Source organism: Shewanella atlantica, assembly GCF_003966265.1.
GTDB lineage: Bacteria > Pseudomonadota > Gammaproteobacteria > Enterobacterales > Shewanellaceae > Shewanella > Shewanella atlantica.
Window position 1 is genome coordinate 1 of record NZ_RXNV01000002.1, and the last position, 17,753, is coordinate 17,753.

15 protein-coding genes and 1 pseudogene are annotated in these 17,753 nt (G+C 46.0%); 4 read left to right on the forward strand and 12 right to left on the reverse strand.

Annotated elements, in window-relative coordinates:
• Window positions 1–121: 121 nt before the first annotated feature.
• Window positions 122–271: pseudogene (locus tag EKG39_RS05300) on the reverse strand (phosphoribosylaminoimidazolesuccinocarboxamide synthase); the annotation flags it as partial.
• Between the two features lie 135 nt (window positions 272–406).
• Here EKG39_RS05300 and EKG39_RS05305 point away from each other — a divergent pair.
• From EKG39_RS05305 to EKG39_RS05315, 3 genes are read left to right on the forward strand one after another with little or no spacing between them, the layout of a single operon-like run.
• Entirely contained in the window at window positions 407–2,002 is a 1,596-nt protein-coding gene (locus EKG39_RS05305) for a lipase family protein (protein ID WP_126504724.1), read from the forward strand.
• Entirely contained in the window at window positions 1,989–6,080 is a 4,092-nt protein-coding gene (locus EKG39_RS05310; RefSeq protein ID WP_126504725.1) for an Ig-like domain-containing protein, read from the forward strand. Before EKG39_RS05305 ends, EKG39_RS05310 begins: the two co-directional genes overlap by 14 nt.
• The gene (locus EKG39_RS05315) at window positions 6,073–6,633 is read left to right on the forward strand and encodes a hypothetical protein (RefSeq protein WP_126504726.1); all 561 of its coding nucleotides are present in this window, start codon (window positions 6,073–6,075) and stop codon (window positions 6,631–6,633) included. The genes EKG39_RS05310 and EKG39_RS05315 overlap by 8 nt, the downstream gene beginning before the upstream one ends.
• 95 nt (window positions 6,634–6,728) lie before the next feature.
• Here EKG39_RS05315 and EKG39_RS05320 read toward each other — a convergent pair whose 3' ends face one another.
• Together EKG39_RS05320 and EKG39_RS05325 are read right to left on the reverse strand one after the other, a co-directional pair.
• Window positions 6,729–7,835 (reverse strand): phosphoribosylaminoimidazolesuccinocarboxamide synthase, encoded by a 1,107-nt coding sequence (locus tag EKG39_RS05320; RefSeq protein WP_126504727.1) that lies wholly within the window; start codon window positions 7,833–7,835, stop codon window positions 6,729–6,731.
• Between the two features lie 69 nt (window positions 7,836–7,904).
• Window positions 7,905–8,102 carry a hypothetical protein gene (locus EKG39_RS05325; RefSeq protein WP_126504728.1) on the reverse strand — a complete coding sequence of 66 codons (198 nt, stop codon included), beginning with the start codon at window positions 8,100–8,102 and terminating at the stop codon, window positions 7,905–7,907.
• A gap of 116 nt (window positions 8,103–8,218) precedes the next feature.
• On the opposite strand from EKG39_RS05325, the gene EKG39_RS05330 reads away from it, so the two are divergent.
• The gene (locus tag EKG39_RS05330; RefSeq protein WP_246028418.1) at window positions 8,219–8,971 is read left to right on the forward strand and encodes a substrate-binding periplasmic protein; all 753 of its coding nucleotides are present in this window, start codon (window positions 8,219–8,221) and stop codon (window positions 8,969–8,971) included.
• A 49-nt stretch (window positions 8,972–9,020) separates the two neighbouring features.
• Here the strand turns inward: EKG39_RS05330 and EKG39_RS05335 are convergent, their stop codons facing one another.
• The 9 genes from EKG39_RS05335 to hisG form a co-directional block, all read right to left on the reverse strand.
• Window positions 9,021–9,824, reverse strand: a complete 804-nt coding sequence (locus EKG39_RS05335; protein ID WP_126504730.1) for a substrate-binding periplasmic protein — start codon at window positions 9,822–9,824, stop codon at window positions 9,021–9,023.
• Between the two features lie 241 nt (window positions 9,825–10,065).
• Window positions 10,066–10,695, reverse strand: a complete 630-nt coding sequence (gene hisIE / locus EKG39_RS05340) for a bifunctional phosphoribosyl-AMP cyclohydrolase/phosphoribosyl-ATP diphosphatase HisIE (protein ID WP_126504731.1) — start codon at window positions 10,693–10,695, stop codon at window positions 10,066–10,068.
• 62 nt (window positions 10,696–10,757) lie between these two features.
• Complete coding sequence (gene hisF, locus EKG39_RS05345; protein ID WP_126504732.1) at window positions 10,758–11,531, reverse strand: imidazole glycerol phosphate synthase subunit HisF; 774 nt, start codon at window positions 11,529–11,531, stop codon at window positions 10,758–10,760.
• A gap of 46 nt (window positions 11,532–11,577) precedes the next feature.
• Entirely contained in the window at window positions 11,578–12,318 is a 741-nt protein-coding gene (gene hisA / locus EKG39_RS05350; RefSeq protein ID WP_126504733.1) for a 1-(5-phosphoribosyl)-5-[(5-phosphoribosylamino)methylideneamino]imidazole-4-carboxamide isomerase, read from the reverse strand.
• On the reverse strand, window positions 12,315–12,986 hold the full coding sequence (hisH, locus tag EKG39_RS05355) for an imidazole glycerol phosphate synthase subunit HisH (protein ID WP_126504734.1): 672 nt from the start codon (window positions 12,984–12,986) through the stop codon (window positions 12,315–12,317). Before hisH ends, hisA begins: the two co-directional genes overlap by 4 nt.
• Window positions 12,983–14,050 (reverse strand): bifunctional histidinol-phosphatase/imidazoleglycerol-phosphate dehydratase HisB, encoded by a 1,068-nt coding sequence (gene hisB / locus EKG39_RS05360; protein WP_126504735.1) that lies wholly within the window; start codon window positions 14,048–14,050, stop codon window positions 12,983–12,985. Before hisB ends, hisH begins: the two co-directional genes overlap by 4 nt.
• A gap of 66 nt (window positions 14,051–14,116) precedes the next feature.
• Entirely contained in the window at window positions 14,117–15,202 is a 1,086-nt protein-coding gene (gene hisC / locus EKG39_RS05365; protein WP_126504736.1) for a histidinol-phosphate transaminase, read from the reverse strand.
• Between the two features lies 1 nt (window position 15,203).
• On the reverse strand, window positions 15,204–16,523 hold the full coding sequence (gene hisD, locus EKG39_RS05370; protein WP_126504737.1) for a histidinol dehydrogenase: 1,320 nt from the start codon (window positions 16,521–16,523) through the stop codon (window positions 15,204–15,206).
• A gap of 4 nt (window positions 16,524–16,527) precedes the next feature.
• Window positions 16,528–17,427, reverse strand: coding sequence for an ATP phosphoribosyltransferase (hisG, locus tag EKG39_RS05375; protein ID WP_126504738.1), 900 nt, complete (start codon window positions 17,425–17,427; stop codon window positions 16,528–16,530).
• Window positions 17,428–17,753 lie beyond the last annotated feature (326 nt).

Consider the following 17,753-nt stretch of genomic DNA (forward strand, 5'->3'; position numbering starts at 1 on the left):
AAGTTGAGGTTAGTAAAGGCGCATTGGCAAGCTGCGATACAGTCACTACTGGATTTAGTCAGGGATCCACAAGCATGCTATTAAATTCGTGGGGATCCCACAGACTCTGACCCGAATTATTACCCGAATTATTACCCGAATTATTCATCATCACAGATTGCGGTAGCTTATTATCGGCTGCCAGGGCGAAACGCTCATCTATTCGCTCTTTGTTGAGCATGATATCCGAGCCCGGGAAGTGGTTGAGTAGCCACTGTCTGAAGCCATCTTTAAGTCACTTCTCGTAGAGAATGACATCTGAGTGTTAGTGGAACTAATATGGAATGTATATTGGGTTTTGCTAATTGACAGGGAATCAACTAAGACCTAGGCTAAAATCTAGCCACAATAATACAAGGATGTATTTATGCTTAGAATAATAGCTCTGTTAACTGCCATTTTGTTTCCTGCCTATGTACTTGCAAACGCCGATTTTCCTTCACATGTTGGAAAATCGCCATTTAGTTTTGACAAAACTAATATTCCTTCAAATACTTTTGTCGTCTCGGATAAAGGCCAAGACAATGATGTTTACCTTAAGCGAGATGACTCAAAAACATTTGATTATCAATTTAGTTTGAAAATAGATCGTTATGTTGGGGATATAACCAAGCTAAAAGAGAATAAGTTGATATCAGAGAAGTTCGTAATATCAATGCCGGTGTTTGATGTTGACAACGAATCAGCTTTGGAAGACTGCGATTATGACGGTGAGCCTGATCAGTTAACTCCCGAAATCGATGAGGTGTACTTTAACGGCGAGAAAATTGGAGTGTTATCGGGTTCTAATGAGTTATGGGTACAAAATAGATTCGAACTGGACATTTCTAAACTAAACCTTCCTACCTCTCAAGGTGAAGTTAGTGAAAACGTAGTCCAGATAAGAATTGATGCAGGCAATGAATTTGTGGAGCTCAGCTCTGGAAAAGTTGGCTGTCAGAAATGGGCGGTTGAAATTGATTATGTGACTCTGGAGTATGAAGTAGTAGACCCGGTTTTATTGATTGTCGGGCTTGGCGGTGATCCTACCGTCATGACAAATGTAAAGAGCGATTATGTAAGGTTAATGAATAATTTAGGTCTCCCATACCAAATTGTCTCTCATAACTCCTCAGCTCAAATTGATAGCTGTATAGCTGGGGGAACTCCATCTATTATTGAACATGGGCGAAACATTCGTAATGTAGCAGTTGAATTTTCAGATACATTAAAAACTAACAAATTTAATTTGATTGCCCACTCTAAAGGGGGACTTGATTCAAGGTGGTTTATCAATAATATTAATGCTGAGCCTTTACCTGTTTCAGCGGGGTTGATGGATAACAGTGTTGTGAAAAATACCTTGGCTGTTAATTCACTCGTTACTCATAGCACTCCTAATTATGGCACTGTGGTTGCGGATGCAATCGATTATAATCAAATATTCCATGAATTTGTAAATATCGCTGTGAAAGCTATTCTTACAGACATTTGTGACTTAAAAACGGATACGGCGACAGAATTTTCTAGACGCCATCAAATACCCAAAGGAATAAAATACCTCGCCATCGGTGCAAATATAGATGCTGATCTGGATGGTCGAGTTGACAGCGTGGAAAATCGGCACAATCAAATTCCTTCAACAATACTGTCGACGAAAACTTTTCTAAAGATTAGAGACGTTAAAGAATACATTGTTGAGGAAAAATATGCCGTTCTCTATTGGCCTCAACAAAATCCTCCCTTAACAATACCTGTCTACATCCCCGTGGCTAACGATGAACCACAACTTAATGACTCTCTAGTAAGCTTAAAAAGTGCTACGCCTGGTGGCGCAAAAAAAGCAATCATAACCGTTGGCAATCATGCTACGGTGCTTTATCCAAACCCTTATGGAGATATATGGACTGGGGCACAAGAGATTGTCAAAAAAGAAGCGTTAACTGGGATGCTGAAATGGAGTGTTGGCAATGAAAATCACTAATTATATATTGTTAGCAATATTGATTTTATTGCCTTTACTATCTGAAGCCGCGACGCCGTTGCAACAGTTGCGTATAAACAAAGACGCGACGGTGCTAAATGGCGAGTTCAGTACCTCATTTGATGTACCTAAAAGCGAAAGCATTACTGTGATCATTCCCAATGTTGAGGGCTTTCAAACCAGCGCTATTAGCCTTATTAGACCTGATAATGAAGTGATCACTGAAAATAATGCCGCTTTATATGGTGTCGATATAATAGAGTTCGCACCGGTAACCAGTGAAGAACATTTTATCGCGTTAACCAACAGTTGGATTGTTGAAATAACAGATGCCAAGGCGGGTCAATATACCATAAAAGGCTTGACCACATCCGCACAACCAAAAATACCGGTAAGCGTTCAGGTTAATGATTCGAATATATTGTTTCATTTAACGATAGGCGAGTCTTCAGTTAATCCAATGGTTAACCGCTTTATGCCGATTTCAGTTTTTTTAGCTGAAAGTGGATTTCCCCATACTCAAGGAAGGGTGACTATTGAGGTCTCGAAGGATGGAGTTATCCTTCAGCAAGTGACAACTCATGATGACGGTACCGCCTCGGACTATTCGGCGAATGATGGTTTGTACTCGACGTTATTTAAACCTTTATCCACGGGTATATATAATTTGTCTGTGCATATTACAGGAATCAATAGAAATGGAGAGAAATTTGAGGCTAGCGTTGCATCTAGGTTCAAAGTAAATATTGAAAATATCTACATCACCGACACATATTCTGAATATGTGTCAGATAAAGATGGTGATGGATATAGTGATGCGTTGATTTTAAACTTTGAAACAGGGGGAGAGTTTCCAGCTACCGGTCGTTTCACTTATAGCGTTACGTTGGGGCTTGGTGATGAAGGTAATTTAGTTCATTACGGCAGTATTGATGCGTCAGAAAAGAAAATTTATGCCAAAATTGATGGAAAAAAAATTCGGAGCTTTAATTACTCTGGAAAGTTTAAAATTAAAAATTTGGCAATCGAATATGGTGACCAGTATATTCAATGGAGTGGCTCGCGAGCTAATACCGCATTTTATGATAATGACTCTTGGGAACGTGATGATTTACTCTATCTAGGCAATGTGACTTTCGACCCCATCGACAGCGCAGATAATCGTTTCATTGATATGATAGACGTGTCCTTTAATGTTGATTCACTGCCGGCTGAAAAATTTGGATACTCTGCAATAGTCACTACGGTGAGCGGTGAACATGTCGGTGCCTACGGAGAACCAAGCATTGATTTAAGCCAAGGGATTAACACTGTAACATTTTCTATCCCAGCATCTGATTTTTCAAAACTACAATCAAATACAGCATTAAAGATAAAAAATTTATTGATGTACCCCCTGATAAAGGGGGGCAATGTCATATCGAAAAAGAATGTGGCCACCAGTTTGTCATATTCATGTTGGGATTTTTCAGGTTGCTCAGCGGCTGACAATGCGATTCCGGTTGCAGTAGACGATGAAGTTACTTCTCTTGGAAAGGCGATGTACATAAATGTTGCTCAAAATGACCTTGATGATGACGGTGATCTGCTCAAGGTCAATTCAGTCACTTCCGCTCAACATGGGGTCGCTGAAGTCGTGGGTAATGCCATTCAATATACACCAACGATAGATTTTGAAGGTGAAGATGTTTTCCAATATGAGCTAATTGACCTTCATCCAAAAAATAATATTTGGAAGGGCGGTTCAGCACTAGGTACGGTACGCGTATTAGTGAAACCCAACCATGAACCCGTCGCGAATGCAGATGCTTATCATGTTCCTGAAGGCATCACGACCTATTTTAAAGTCTTGGACAATGATTTAGACATAGATGGAGACGGATTATATATTTCATCTTACTCTGAGGCTATGCACGGAACCATTACCAATTATGGTAATCAATTGGGGTATACACCAGTTCAGGGCTATGTTGGTGCTGATAGCTTTACATATACAATTATGGACTTTGATGTTGCTACTAATGTGACTAAAGGTGGATCGGCGACTTCGCAGGTATCTATTGAGGTTGGAAATCTTATTAATGATGATCCTATTGCGATGAATGATAGCTATTCATTAACACCAGGCACCCAATCCACACTAGATGTATTGCAGAATGATTCGGATTTGGACAATGATTCTCTGAGAATAAGCGGTTACTCCTTACCCGCTAAAGGGACAATAGATGTTACCGATAAACTCATTACCTATAATGCCAATATTGATGCCAATGGCACTGATTCGTTCGCCTATTCTATTACGGACGGTAAAGGAGGGAGTGCGACTGCTATTGTTACGATTACCTTTGTTCTCGAAAATAATCCTGCTGTAGCCGTTAATGATAATGTTGAGGTACCAAAGAATACTTCACTAGCTATCAATGTTTTTAGTAATGATTACGACGTAGAGGGCGATAGTTACAGCATCGTCCGTTTCACCCAGCCTTTCAACGGTTCAGTCGTCAGAGGTTTAGGAGATGAGCTGATCTACACACCGGAGACTGACTTCATTGGAGATGAGGATTTTAGCTATACTATCCAAGACGTTCAGGGAAACCTTTCGACTGCCCTAGTGCACTTAACCGTTTTAAATGATGAACCACTCGTCATCGCTAATGACGACACAGTGAAATTGTTTATTAACACATCCGTTGAAATTGATGTGTTGAGTAACGATACTATCGAGTCTACGGGGTCGTTAAGCATTGCTAGCTTTTCACAGCCCGAAAATGGATTAGTAAATCTGTCAAATGGTAAGTTCACCTATATTCCTAACACTGATTTTCATGGTACAGATGAGTTTACTTATTCGATTACCGACAATTTGGGAAACTTGGATGTAGCTGCTGTATTTATCTCTGTCGACACAGTTAACTCTTCACCAACAGCCGTTAAGGATGTTGCATTTACACAGCTAAATGTTGGTGTGAGCATCGATGTGTTGTCAAATGACTATGATGTGGATAATGAATTTATTGAATTAATTAGTTTTGAGCAGGGACAATACGGTAGCACAGAGTTGTCTGGGAACAATATCGTCTATCAACCCAAAGATGATTTTGTTGGTGAGGATGCATTTACTTATCTAATTTCCGATCCATCAGGTGCGGAGTCGGAAGGATTTGTGACTGTAAGTGTCCTTGATAATAATGAAGCTCCTTTAGCCCAAGATGATTCTACTGAGGTGTACCAAGGTAGGAGCATTATTGTCGATGTCCTTTTGAATGATGTTGACCCAAATGATGATCTTTTGTTTATCACTTCAATTTCTGAGCCTTCAAATGGTAGTGCCGTAATTGAGAACAATAAAATAAAATATACGGCTCCTTTTTATTTTGAAGAAAATGTTGAGGTTATATATATAGTTTCAGATGGGAAATTGACCTCGTCAGCCAGTCTAATGATTTCGGTGCAGCCTACTGTCAACACTGCACCAAGTGTTGACATTGTGAATCCGGTAGATGAACAACGTTTTACATTTGGTTCTTTAATTCACCTTACCGGTAAAGCATGGGATGAAGAGGATGGCGAGCTAAGCGATAAAATTTCATGGGGTTCGAATATCGATGGAGAGTTAGGCGTAGGCGGGGAAAAAGATGTGTTACTGTCACCTGGCCAACATACAATAACAGCGACCATAATTGACAACCAGCAGAATACATCTTCCACGTCGGTGACTATTTTTATAGAGGAGTTATCCGGACAAACATATTCCAACAATACTGAATACAACATACCAGATAATAGAGGTTATGGTGTGACGTCGAACATTACAGTACCCGTTGATATATATTCAACAACCATCACTGTCACAGCTAGGATATCACATCCAATGTTAGCTGATATTGCGGTTCAATTAATATCACCAACAGGTAAGCATTATAATTTGGTGAACCCGGGCAAGTATATATTTAATGAGAATTGGCATATAGACTTAAGACAAGTTGAAACAGCTAAAGGCGTTTGGGCGCTCAAGATCAGCGATCAAAAAAGAGATAATATTGGCACATTAAAACAATGGAGGATTCAGTTTGATTAAGTTCAGGATATTGGAGGTGCTGTTCTCGCTGTTATTTGGTGCCGCACTGTTTTATTGTGCTGCACCCGCAGATAAAGGTAATTCTTTCTTCCCGATTTTATTAGAACTTAAGCCGCTCTTGATATGTTTTGGTATCTGGTTGGTGTTATCCGGTTTAATTGCATCACATTTTGTGTTGGCTAAATGGTCGTGGATGTTGTTTTTTGGGTTCATCGGTATGTTGATTGTAGTGAGTCTTTTCCCTATCAGAACAAGGTTATACTACCCTCCTCAAAAGGTGGTTACTGCGGCGACAGAATATTTGGACGGCAATAATTATCTATATACCGAGATTGAAGCAATCCGAAGGGAAAGAGAATTATTTGATCCTTTTAGGCCTCATTATTGGCGTTTTGTAGTGCGTGGCGAGAGGTTACCCAGTGAAATAAGGCCTGAGATTTTATTGGATCAAAGAAAGCTTGGGGATTTTTATGTGTATGTTAGAGAATCCTTCTGGGGAACTCTGGATATTAAAAGGGGGAGGCGTACGTGGGAGCCAGAATCTCTTTGGTGAATGAAAAAGCCGCAACTTCCTTAAAGGGAGTTGCGGCTTAGTATCTTTATCAGAGCAGGGCTAAGTACTAATACTGCGAGCTTAGTCAGCCCAGCTTAGTCGGCAATCAACTGATATTCATTGCGCAGAATATCGATGATCTCCTGCTTAGGGTTTTCGCTGATAGTCAGCTTCTCACCAATGATCTTCTCGGCAATGCCCACATAGGTGTTAGAGATATCCATCATGACCGATTGCGGTAGCTTGTTATCCGCTGCCAGGGCGAAACGCTCAGGCATGCGCTCTTTGTTAAGCAGGATATCTGAGTCCGGGAAGTGGTTGAGTAGCCACTGTCTGAAGCCCTCTTTAGACTTCTCGATTATCTGACCGTCGCGGTGAGCCGGACCATCCCAGATACGTGAGCTGTCTGGCGTACCCACTTCATCCATATAGATAAGCTTTTCTTTGCCATCGGCACCATTGACGTAGCCAAATTCAAACTTGGTATCGATGAAGATCTGATCTTGCTCGGCCAGTGCATCACTGATAACGGCGAAACCTTCTTTGAGTAGCTTCTCGTAGAGATCGATGTCTGAGTGGCTGTGGAAGTTAAAGCCTTCCAGATGACGTTCGATATCGGCTCGCGATACGTTAACATCGTCCGCTTCCGGTACGCCTTCGAGACCTGTCAGAACACCTTTAGTCGATGGTGTGATAAGCAGCTCGGGTAGCTTTTGATCTTTTTCTAACCCTTCAGGCAGGGTGATGCCACAAAACTCACGTTCGCCTTTAGTGTAAGCGCGCCACATTGAGCCGGTTATGTACTGTCTTGCAATCGCTTCAACCAAGACAGGTTGCGCTTTTTGTACTATCCAGACAAACGGGTGTGGCACATCGAGGATATGACTGTCGGCTAAGCCTTTCTCTTTAAACAGCTTAAACCAATGATTTGAGATGGCATTTAACGCCGCGCCTTTACCGGGAACACCGTTGAGGCCATCTTCACCTTGCCAGATACAATCGAAGGCAGAGATCCTGTCGCTGATCACCATGATGGCAAGTGGTGTATTAGCCGGGACGTCATAACCTTTGTCTTTAATCAGACGTGCGCTGTCTTGCTCTGTAAGCCAGTAAACGCTGCGAACTTTACCTGAATGAACGGCCTTATCTGTGCGGATAGGAAGATCATCATTAACTGCTAGAACTTTATTTGAGAGATTCATAGGGTACTATTTTTTTATTGGATGATTTCGGCGGGAATTGTAGCAGAACTTATATTTGCCAACACTATGTTAATCGGTGAATTGTCTGTTCTTATATGTGTCTAAACGGAGAGTTGAATGACGGATATTGCTGTCGAGCTTCATCAGAGCCGGTTCGTCATAGCGCTCACGCTTTTCACAGACTATCTTTACTGTGTAGAGCGATATCTGACGAGTCATAATTTGTTGATAATTGGCGGGATAGGGACGAGGGTTAAGCGTGTTCATCAGTTCTTTTTTATTGAGTTTGGTGCCAACACGTTGACAATTGAGTCATGATGACATCTGTTAAGTACCTTTTATTATTCATAACTTTATGTCTGGGAGTTTGCCCGGGCCTAAAGGTGTGGGCGGTCGTTAGTGAGCCTGACAGTTCATCGTCGCTGGTTTTTGTGACCAGCCCCTATGAGCCTTATGTTATCGACGATGAGGGCAGGGCGAGCGGTATATTTCCCGATATTATTCGTGCCGCTTTCAGAGGAAGTTATATTCGCCCCGAATTTGATTTTCTGCCTTGGTTGAGGGGGGAACATGAGGTTCAGGCCGGAAAGGCGTTTGCTACGTTCCCCTATCTGAAGACAAAAGCCCGAGTCGAGACTTTCGGGTTTTCGGGGCCGATTATCTATTTCTTTCCGAAATTTTTCTATAACCGTTCGCGTTTCCCCGATGGATTCGAGTGGCAGACACTGGCAGATTTCAAGGGATATAAAATCGGTGGCGTGCGGGGCTATTGGTATGAACAAGATTTTAAAGATGCCGGTTTAACCACGAGTTACGTCACCTCAGACAGGCAAAATATCGAGATGTTACGCATTAAACGTATCGATTTTACCCTTATTGATGAACTCGTCGGCTGGAACCTGATTAGAAGAACGGCACCGTCCTACCTCGGTACTTATGCAGTGGCTACTAAGGCCGAAAGTAGCGCCGCCTTTCATATTATGATCTCACCCGATTACCCTGAAGGAGATAAGTTCACCGAGCAGTTAAATATGGGGTTCAAGCGAATACAGCAAAACGGAGAATACCAGGAGATATTAGAGCGGTATCACGTTCCCGCCGACTACTCTGTTACTCAAACCTCAACAGGTCATTAATAGCTCACTAATTGTTAGACAATTGCTCTTAGAGAAAGACTGACTCTTCCTATTCACCTATGTATGAACGTATGATCTCATCAATTCTATGGCTCTGTTTCAGTTGTAACACTTGCTGGTCGACCTGCTCGATAAGCTTTTCGGGCACGGCGTCACTGAAAGAGAGGTGTATCGGATAGGGAGCGATAACCTTGGCGAAGTCGACTAAGGTAAAGTCATTGCGATTTAGCTCTGTGTCCCTGATGGTATAGAGGGCGCGGGTCTTCATGGCGACAAAGCCTATACCGCGGCCGGTTTCTACTGCCTTGAGTGCACTTTCGTGGCTGTTGACTTCAACTTTGAATATCAGGCCTGCCTTGATATATCTGTCGAGTCCGGGGTAGGTGAAGCCCTTAAGGGTAATGATGGTTTTGCCAAACAGATCATCAACTCGGTTGACGGTGAATGCCGAATCCTTTTTTGTAACCAGCACATGAGATACATCGAACAGTTTGTTTTTCGACAGACGTCTGTTTTGTGCCTCTTCACCATGAGTCGTTAGCCAGGCAGGTGAGCCATAGCTTATCCATCTGGGCGTATGCTGTGGCGCCATCATCAGGATGAAGCGCTTAAAAGGGTAGGTAAGAGTGGTGACTTCGACGTCGCTCTCTTTAAGTGATGCGTATACGATGTCACTAATGATCCCTTGATGAACCGGAACATTCTGATCCACTTTTTGATTAACTATCTGGAATGGTTCTGCTTGGTGGGATATGACCAGATAGGTTAGCTTATCAGCGCAACCTTGTTTGCTCGGTACTAAGCTTAATATGAGAAGCGTGAGCAGCAAAGGCCAGCTTGTTTTAAGGGACATAATAAGCCAATTCCTTTTATGGTTGTGTTCTTCATTCAGGGTTCAACCAGCGATCTGTCTATGCGATTCGTTCAAATGGATCGATTCTGTTGGCGTTAGATTTTTAATTGTATTACATGGGACTTATCGATTCACGGTTTAATTAGATGGCAGAAATAAAAAGGGCAACTGAGGTGCCCTTATTGCGATTGATATTACTGTCCAGCGTTGAAACATCTGTTCAAACATTCGGGCGTCAGGCTCAGCTCCCGCTCGCCTCGCTATGACGTTTGAGTAAGTTTTTGGTGATATCAGCTAACTCTAAATCCTGATCTTCCAGCAATACCAACAGGTGGTAGATGAGGTCGGAGGCTTCATCTATCAGCTCCGGCTTATCATTTGTCGCCGCGGCCAAGGCCGTTTCCAGCCCCTCTTCACCGACTTTTTGAGCGATACGCTTAGTACCTCTCTCAAACAGGTGGGCGGTGTAACTCGACTCTGGGTCTTGCCCTTTGCGCGAGGCGATTAACTGTGACAGGTTATCGATAAAGGTATGGGCATTACCGTCCGGCCAACAGCTTTCGGTCTGCAGGTGGCAAGTTGGGCCATTTGGGATCACCTGTACAAGCAGGCTATCGTTGTCGCAGTCTTTATCGATGGCGATAAGCTCAAGGGTATTGCCTGAGGTTTCGCCTTTGGTCCATAACCGCTCCTTGCTGCGGCTGAAGAAGGTGACGCTTTTTGTCTCTATGGTTTTGGCCAGAGCGGCCCTGTCCATATAGCCCAGCATAAGGACTTTCCCCGTGAGGTGGTTTTGTACCACTGCAGGGATCAGTCCCGCTTGTTTTTCCCAATCGAGTTGGCTGGATAGTTGTTCTGCAGTCACTGTCATTTCCGGTTTCCTATACTTTTCTCATGGGTGATAATTCACTCATGAGAAAGGTGTGATTTGGGTTAGCGCCTGATGGCGATATTATTTTCAAACAGGTAGCTTTTAAGTTCACCTATGTCGATGATGCCCTTATGAAACACGCTGGCAGCCAGCGCTGCATCGACTTTCGCGATGGCGAACACATCTTTAAAGTGTTCCATGGTGCCCGCACCGCCTGAGGCGATAAGGGGCACATCACAGATCTCGCGGACGATAGAGAGCTGCTTGAGGTCGTAGCCCTGACGCACGCCATCCTGGTTCATCACGTTGAGGACTATCTCACCACAGCCGCGCTTCTGAACCTCCTGGACCCAGTCCTGGGTGTACCATTGGGTATCTTTAGTCGCCGCCTCATCGCCGGTAAACTGCTTGACCTTATAGCTGTCGGTGTCTGAGTCGTAGTAGGAGTCGATACCTATGACAATACACTGGCGACCAAACTCGTCCTGCAGGCGTTCGATAAGGCTGGGGTCGGTCAGAGCCGGAGAGTTAACCGATATCTTATCGGCACCGAAGGCCAGTTTCTCCCGCGCCTGAGCGATGGTTTTTATTCCTCCGGCGACGCAGAAGGGGATATCGATACGCTCTGCAACCCGACTTACCCAAGATCTGTCTATTACCCTGTCATGGGCACTGGCGGTAATATCATAAAACACCAGCTCATCGGCACCCTCTTCGGCATATCTTGCGGCTAACGGCACGATATCACCGACAATTTCATGATTGCGAAATTGTACTCCTTTGACAACTTTGCCCCCTTTAACGTCCAGGCAGGGAACGATGCGTTTAGCTAGCATTGAGCTTCTCCTAACCTTGTCATGTGCGAAAACAGCGGGCATAGCATTATTGTGGATTTGGCCAGCATTGGATCGCCTCCTCGACGGTAAAGTTTTCGATTAACAGCGCTTTACCTATGATAATGCCATCGGCGCCGCTATCTCTGACCGCCGCCACATCATCGAGTGTGGCGATGCCGCCCGAGGCTTGCCAGTTAATCTCCGGGTAGGCCGTGACTATTTCTCGATACAAGTCAGTATTGGCACCTTTCAGGGTACCGTCGCGGCTGATATCAGTCACTAACGCGTGTTTCAGACCGTAGGGTTTAAAGGCGTCGACCAGAGATTCTAAGCTCTTGCCACCACCCGATTGCCAGCCCGATACCGCAACGATTTTTTCGCCCTGTTCGTTAATATTCACATCCAGAGCCAGACAGATTGCATCGGCGCCATACTTTTCAAACCAGCTCTGCACCAGGGCGGTCTCCTTAACGGCCAGAGAGCCGATAACCACACGTTTTACACCAATTTCCAGCAGCTCGGCGACCTGGGCTTCTGTGCGAATGCCGCCCCCCACCTGAATGTTGGCATTAAGACCGGAAACTAAGTCGGCGATTAAGCGGGTCTGACGAGCATTGGGATCTTTAGCACCGGTCAGGTCGACAATATGCAGCCAGTTAGCCCCTTGTGTCTCATAGGATTTGAGTTGAGACAGGGGAGAGAGGTCGAAGGTGGTCTTCTGAGCGTAATCGCCCTGATATAGACGTACCACCTGACCCTCGATGAGATCGATTGCTGGAATAATCATAACTTCGCCTCCTGAGTTGCAGCGTCAAGCTTTGTTTGGTCTAACGCTAAGAAATTGCTTAATATTTTTGAGCCGATAGCCGCGCTTTTTTCCGGGTGAAACTGTACGCCCATAAAGTTATCTTTGGCGATGGCGGCGCTGAACGTCTCTCCATATTCACAGCTTGCGATGGTGTACTCGCTCAGCGGTACCCGGAAGCTATGAACGAAGTAGAGATAGCTGCCAGCGGGGATGCCTACAAATAACGGATGCGTTGTGGGCGTGATCTGATTCCAGCCCATGTGGGGCAGAGGTTGCCCCTGGCTGTCCAGCTCCTCAACATCGGTCGGGATAAGGCCCAGACATTCACAGTCTACCTCTCGTCCGCCATGCTCTTTCGATACTTGGGTCATCATCTGCATGCCTAAGCAGACACCGAGCACAGGTTGGGTTAAGCCCTGAATTAATTCGACGAGTCGCTTGTCTTTCAACGAGGCCATTGCCGCACCGGCGGTGCCCACGCCGGGCAGTACCACACGGGTTGCAGCTTTTATCACTGTATGATCGTCGCTGACGAGGACATCACTGCAAATGCGCTCGAAGGCATAACGCACCGAACTTAAATTGGCACAACCTGTGTCTATGATAACGGTAGAACTGTCTGACTGATCCCTGTCTGCCTGGTTCATAAGACACCTTTACTCGAGGGCAGTAAATCGCCTTCAACCTTAACGGCCTGACGCAGGGTGCGACCTAAGACTTTATAGAGGCTTTCGACCTTGTGGTGATCGTTATCGCCCAGAGTCTTGAGGTGCAATGTGCAGCGCAGGCCGTCGGCGAAGGAGCGGAAGAAGTGGGGCACCATCTCGGTTGCCATCTCACCGACCATCTCACGCTCAAATTCGCCATCAAATTTGATGAAGGGGCGACCGGAGAGATCCAGCAGACATTCGGCGCTTGCTTCATCCATGGGGATGCTGAAGCCAAATCGGGCGATACCGCGCTTATCGCCGAGGGCCTCTCTAAGCGCTTCGCCGATCGCCAGCGCCGTATCTTCGACGCTGTGATGATCGTCTATCTCAAGATCGCCATCGACCTTCACGTCCATCTTGAAGCTACCGTGGGTGGAGATCTGATCCAGCATGTGATCGAAGAAGCCTATGCCTGTCGTTACCTTGCCTTTCTCTTGAGAGTCGAGATCGATAGTGACCCGAATGTCGGTTTCTTTGGTGGTTCTGACCACGGTTGCTGTGCGGTTGCGGTTGAGCAGTGTGTCGGCAATGGCATTCCAGTTGAAGCTCTCAGGATCATATTGCAGTCCCTGAATTCCCATGGCATCGGCGAGTCCCATGTCAGTTTCACGATCGCCAATCACGGCAGATTGAGTGAAGTCGACCTTACCGAGCGTCAGGTAATCTTTGACCAGACCCAGTTTAGGTTTGCGGCAACTGCAGTTTTCATCGTTAAAGTGTGGGCATATAAGTACGTCATCGAAAATAATCCCCTGACTGGTCAGGATCTGCATCATCATATCCTGGGGCGCATCGAAGTCATCTTTTGGAAAAGAGGGGGTACCTAAGCCATCTTGATTGCTCACCATCACCAGACGATAACCGGCATTTTGTAATTTCAGCAGGGCGGGGATCACATTGGGTTCGAAAACCAGTTTAGCCAGGCTGTCCACCTGCTTGTCGGTGACGGGCTCTTCGATGATGGTGCCATCGCGGTCGATAAATAATATTTTCTGCTTCATGAACTCTCTACCTTCAATTTGGTTAAATGCTTTTTGTTCTTGTCATTGAAAAAGTTATTGCCATAGCTATTGCGACAGTTGTTCGATGAGATAGTCGGTCTCTTCCTGGTTGCTAAAGCTGAAACGAATGCTGTTGCTCAGGCGTGGGTCTGCATAGGTTCTGGCTACCACGCCGGCTCGACTAAGCTTAGAGGCCGCGGCTTGGGGAACATTAAACTGGGCCAGTACAAAATTACCGTTTGCCGGTAATACCTTGGCCCCAAAATCACCCAAGGCATCGCTTAAGCGGGCGCCATTGGCCTTTAAATTGGCGACCTGTTCACGCATTAAGGCAACTCCACTATCGCTGAGCGCGGCGCACGCCATTTCTGATACCGGCAGGGGCACCGGATAGGGGGCTATTACGCGCATCACCATCTCACAGATCTGTGGGTTAGCCAGCATAAAGCCACAGCGGGCCCCGGCGAGAGCAAAAGCCTTAGACAGGGTACGAAGTACAACTAAGTTATCATATTTTTCAATAAGATCGGCGACGGAATAATCGGGACAAAATTCGATATAGGCCTCATCGACCACTACTAACCTGTCTGGCATGCTGGCTATTACAGCTTCGATGTCAGACTTCTCTATCACTGTGCCTGTGGGGTTATTAGGGTTACAGATAAACACCAGTTTTGCATCGCTGACCTGAGCCACTATCTCTGTGGGCAGCTGGTAGTTATCTGTCAGGCTTAGCGCATTGACGCCGACATTAAAGGTCTTGGCGCTGATGGCATACATGCCATAAGTGGGGCCAAAGCAGGCGATGGAATCGATGCCGGGAACACAAAAGGTGCGAATGAGCAGCTCTATCGCCTCATCGGCGCCGCGCCCTGCGATGATGCTGTCTGTAGCAACACCCGAGTAACGGCTATAGGCCGAGATAAGCTCAGGTGGCTGGCACTCAGGGTATCGATTGAGCTTGTCGAGTTCACTGTTATTAAAGGGCGATTCGTTGGCATTGATCCAGATATCGCCGCGCCCCCCAATACGTCTTGCAGATTGATAGGGTTGGAGTTCGAGTAGCTCAGGTCTGGCTAACCGCTGTGCCAGATTTAATTCTGTGGGATTTAATTGAGCTGGGTTTAATTGAGTAGGAGTATTCACTGTCATCTCAAACTCCTTTGGCATCGGGTGTTGCTGCAGAGCTCAGGCTGGCAATTCGAACGGCTACGGCATTTTTGTGCGCGTCCAGCTGCTCGGCCGCGGCGAGGGTCATAACGGTTTGGCTGAGTCCTACTAATCCCTCGGCGCTAAGCTCCTGTACGGTGAAACGGCGGCTAAAATCGGCCAGAGATAAACTGGATACCGCGCGGCTATAACCATAGGTTGGCAGCACGTGGTTAGTGCCACTGGCATAATCACCGACAGATTCTGGCGTATAGGCGCCTAAGAAGACAGAGCCGGCGGCGCGGATTTGCTTCAGAACTTCACGGGGATCCCCGGTTTGTATAATAAGGTGCTCGGGTCCATAGAGGTTTGATACCTTTGCGGCCTGGTCCATATTGTCGACAAGCAAGGTGCGACTGGACTCGAGTGCAACCTGAGCAATATCGACTCTCGGCAGTAGCTCCAGTTGGCGAGCTAGTGCCAGATTAACCTCGTCTGCCAGCTCCGCACTGTCCGTGACCAGCATTACCTGCGAGTCCGGACCGTGTTCCGCCTGTGACAGGAGATCGGCAGCAATAAACTCGGCATTGGCCTCATTGTCTGCTATCAATAGCACCTCAGATGGGCCTGCCGGCATATCTATGCTCACCACACAGCGACTGTCCTGAGAGACGATTCGCTTAGCTTCGGTGACGTAGCGGTTACCGGGACCAAAAATCTTATCGACGGCGGGAACGGTTTCGGTACCGAAGGCAAGGGCGGCAATGGCCTGGGCGCCGCCGACCTGAAATATCTCTGTGATACCACAGGCATTGGCTGCATAGACGATGGCGTCGTTGATAGGCGGCGGGCTGACCAGGACTCTTTGCTCACATCCGGCAATCTTGGCTGGCAGGGCCAACATGAGTACCGTTGAGATCAGCGGTGCGCTGCCACCGGGAATGTATAAGCCGACTTTTTCGATAGGCTCTGAGCGAAGTTCACAACGGATCCCTTTTTGAGTATCGACGCTCACAGGCTCAAACTTTTGCGCCTGGTGAAAGGTGTCGATATTGGTTATCGCCTGACTCACGGCGAGTTTAATCTCCTCATCGACTCGGGCACATGCCAGATTGATCTCTGCTTCAGATAGCTTTATCTCTTTGACGGCGGTGCCATCAAATCTTTGGCTGAAATCTTTGAGCGCCGCATCTTTACCTGTCTGTACTTCATTGACGATAGCGATCACATCTTGCTCCAGACTCGCGTCACCAACCAGAGGTGAGCGAGAAAGTGCCGCTTTGCGGTCGGTGTCACTTAATGATGCCCAATTGAGGATCTGCATTGTACTACCCCATCATCTTTTCGATTGGCATAACCAGGATGGAGCTTGCCCCTAACTTAGTCAGCTCTTCCATGGTGTCCCAGAACAGGTCTTCGCTGCTGACGGCGTGGATAGCCACACGGTTGGTATCGTCGTTGAGAGGCAGAACCGTTGGGTTTTCGGCGCCGGGAAGTAGAGCAACAATCTGCTCCAGTGTCTCTGTCGGTGCGTGTAGCAAGATGTACTTGCTCTCTTTAGCGCGCACCACACCATTGATACGGGATAAGATTTTATCGATCAGCGCTTGTTTAGCCGGTATTTGAGTCTCTGATGACTGGATGATGCAGGCGTTGGAGCGGTAGATAACCTCTGTTTCATATAAGCCATTGGCTTCTAATGTCGCACCGGTCGACACTAAGTCACAAATGGCATCGGCAAGACCCGCACGCGGAGCCACCTCTACCGAGCCCTTGAGCATACAGTCGTTGTAGGTGATCCCTTTGTTCTGCATGTAACGGCGAAGCAGGTTAGGGTAAGACGTTGCGATTCTCAGCCCTTCAAGGGAGGCGGCATCTTCATAGTTGAATTCGTTTGGGACGGCAAGAGATAGGCGGCAGGCACCGAAGTCTAGTTCGCGTAGCTTGATACAGCTAGAAGGCTTATCGAGTCTTTCGCGTTCTATCTGCTCCTCTTCGAGTACATTCTCTCCGATGATCCCCATGTCGACCACGCCATCCATGACAAGGCCCGGTATATCATCATCACGTACTCGAAGTAGATCGATAGGCATGTTGTCAGAGTGGGCAATAAGGCGTTGTTCGTTGATGTTAAATTTAACGCCGCAGCTCTTTAGCAGCTTCATAGACTCGATTGAAAGGCGACCCGACTTCTGAATGGCGATTCTTAATCTTTTGGATTCTGGCATCTTCTATTTCCTGTAAGTTGATTCAATATCTGTTTAATTTTTTAAATTGTTTTAGTTGGTACTTATAAATTCTTATAAAACTTCTTTAAAAACTTATTTAAAAACAATTTATTAGCCTAAAACGTAAAAACCCCCGGAATTCCTTCCAGGGGTTTTTGATATTCTTGAATCAACCGCCGGAAGGAAATAGTCCTTCGGCAGTGAGCTTCCGAAGGCTACCGCGTATGATGGTGGTGATGGATAGTGTTCGTAAGCTGTATCATGTTTGTGTCTCTTATCGTAAAAATCTAATATCTGAAAATTAAGCCTGTTGGCTAATATCTAAA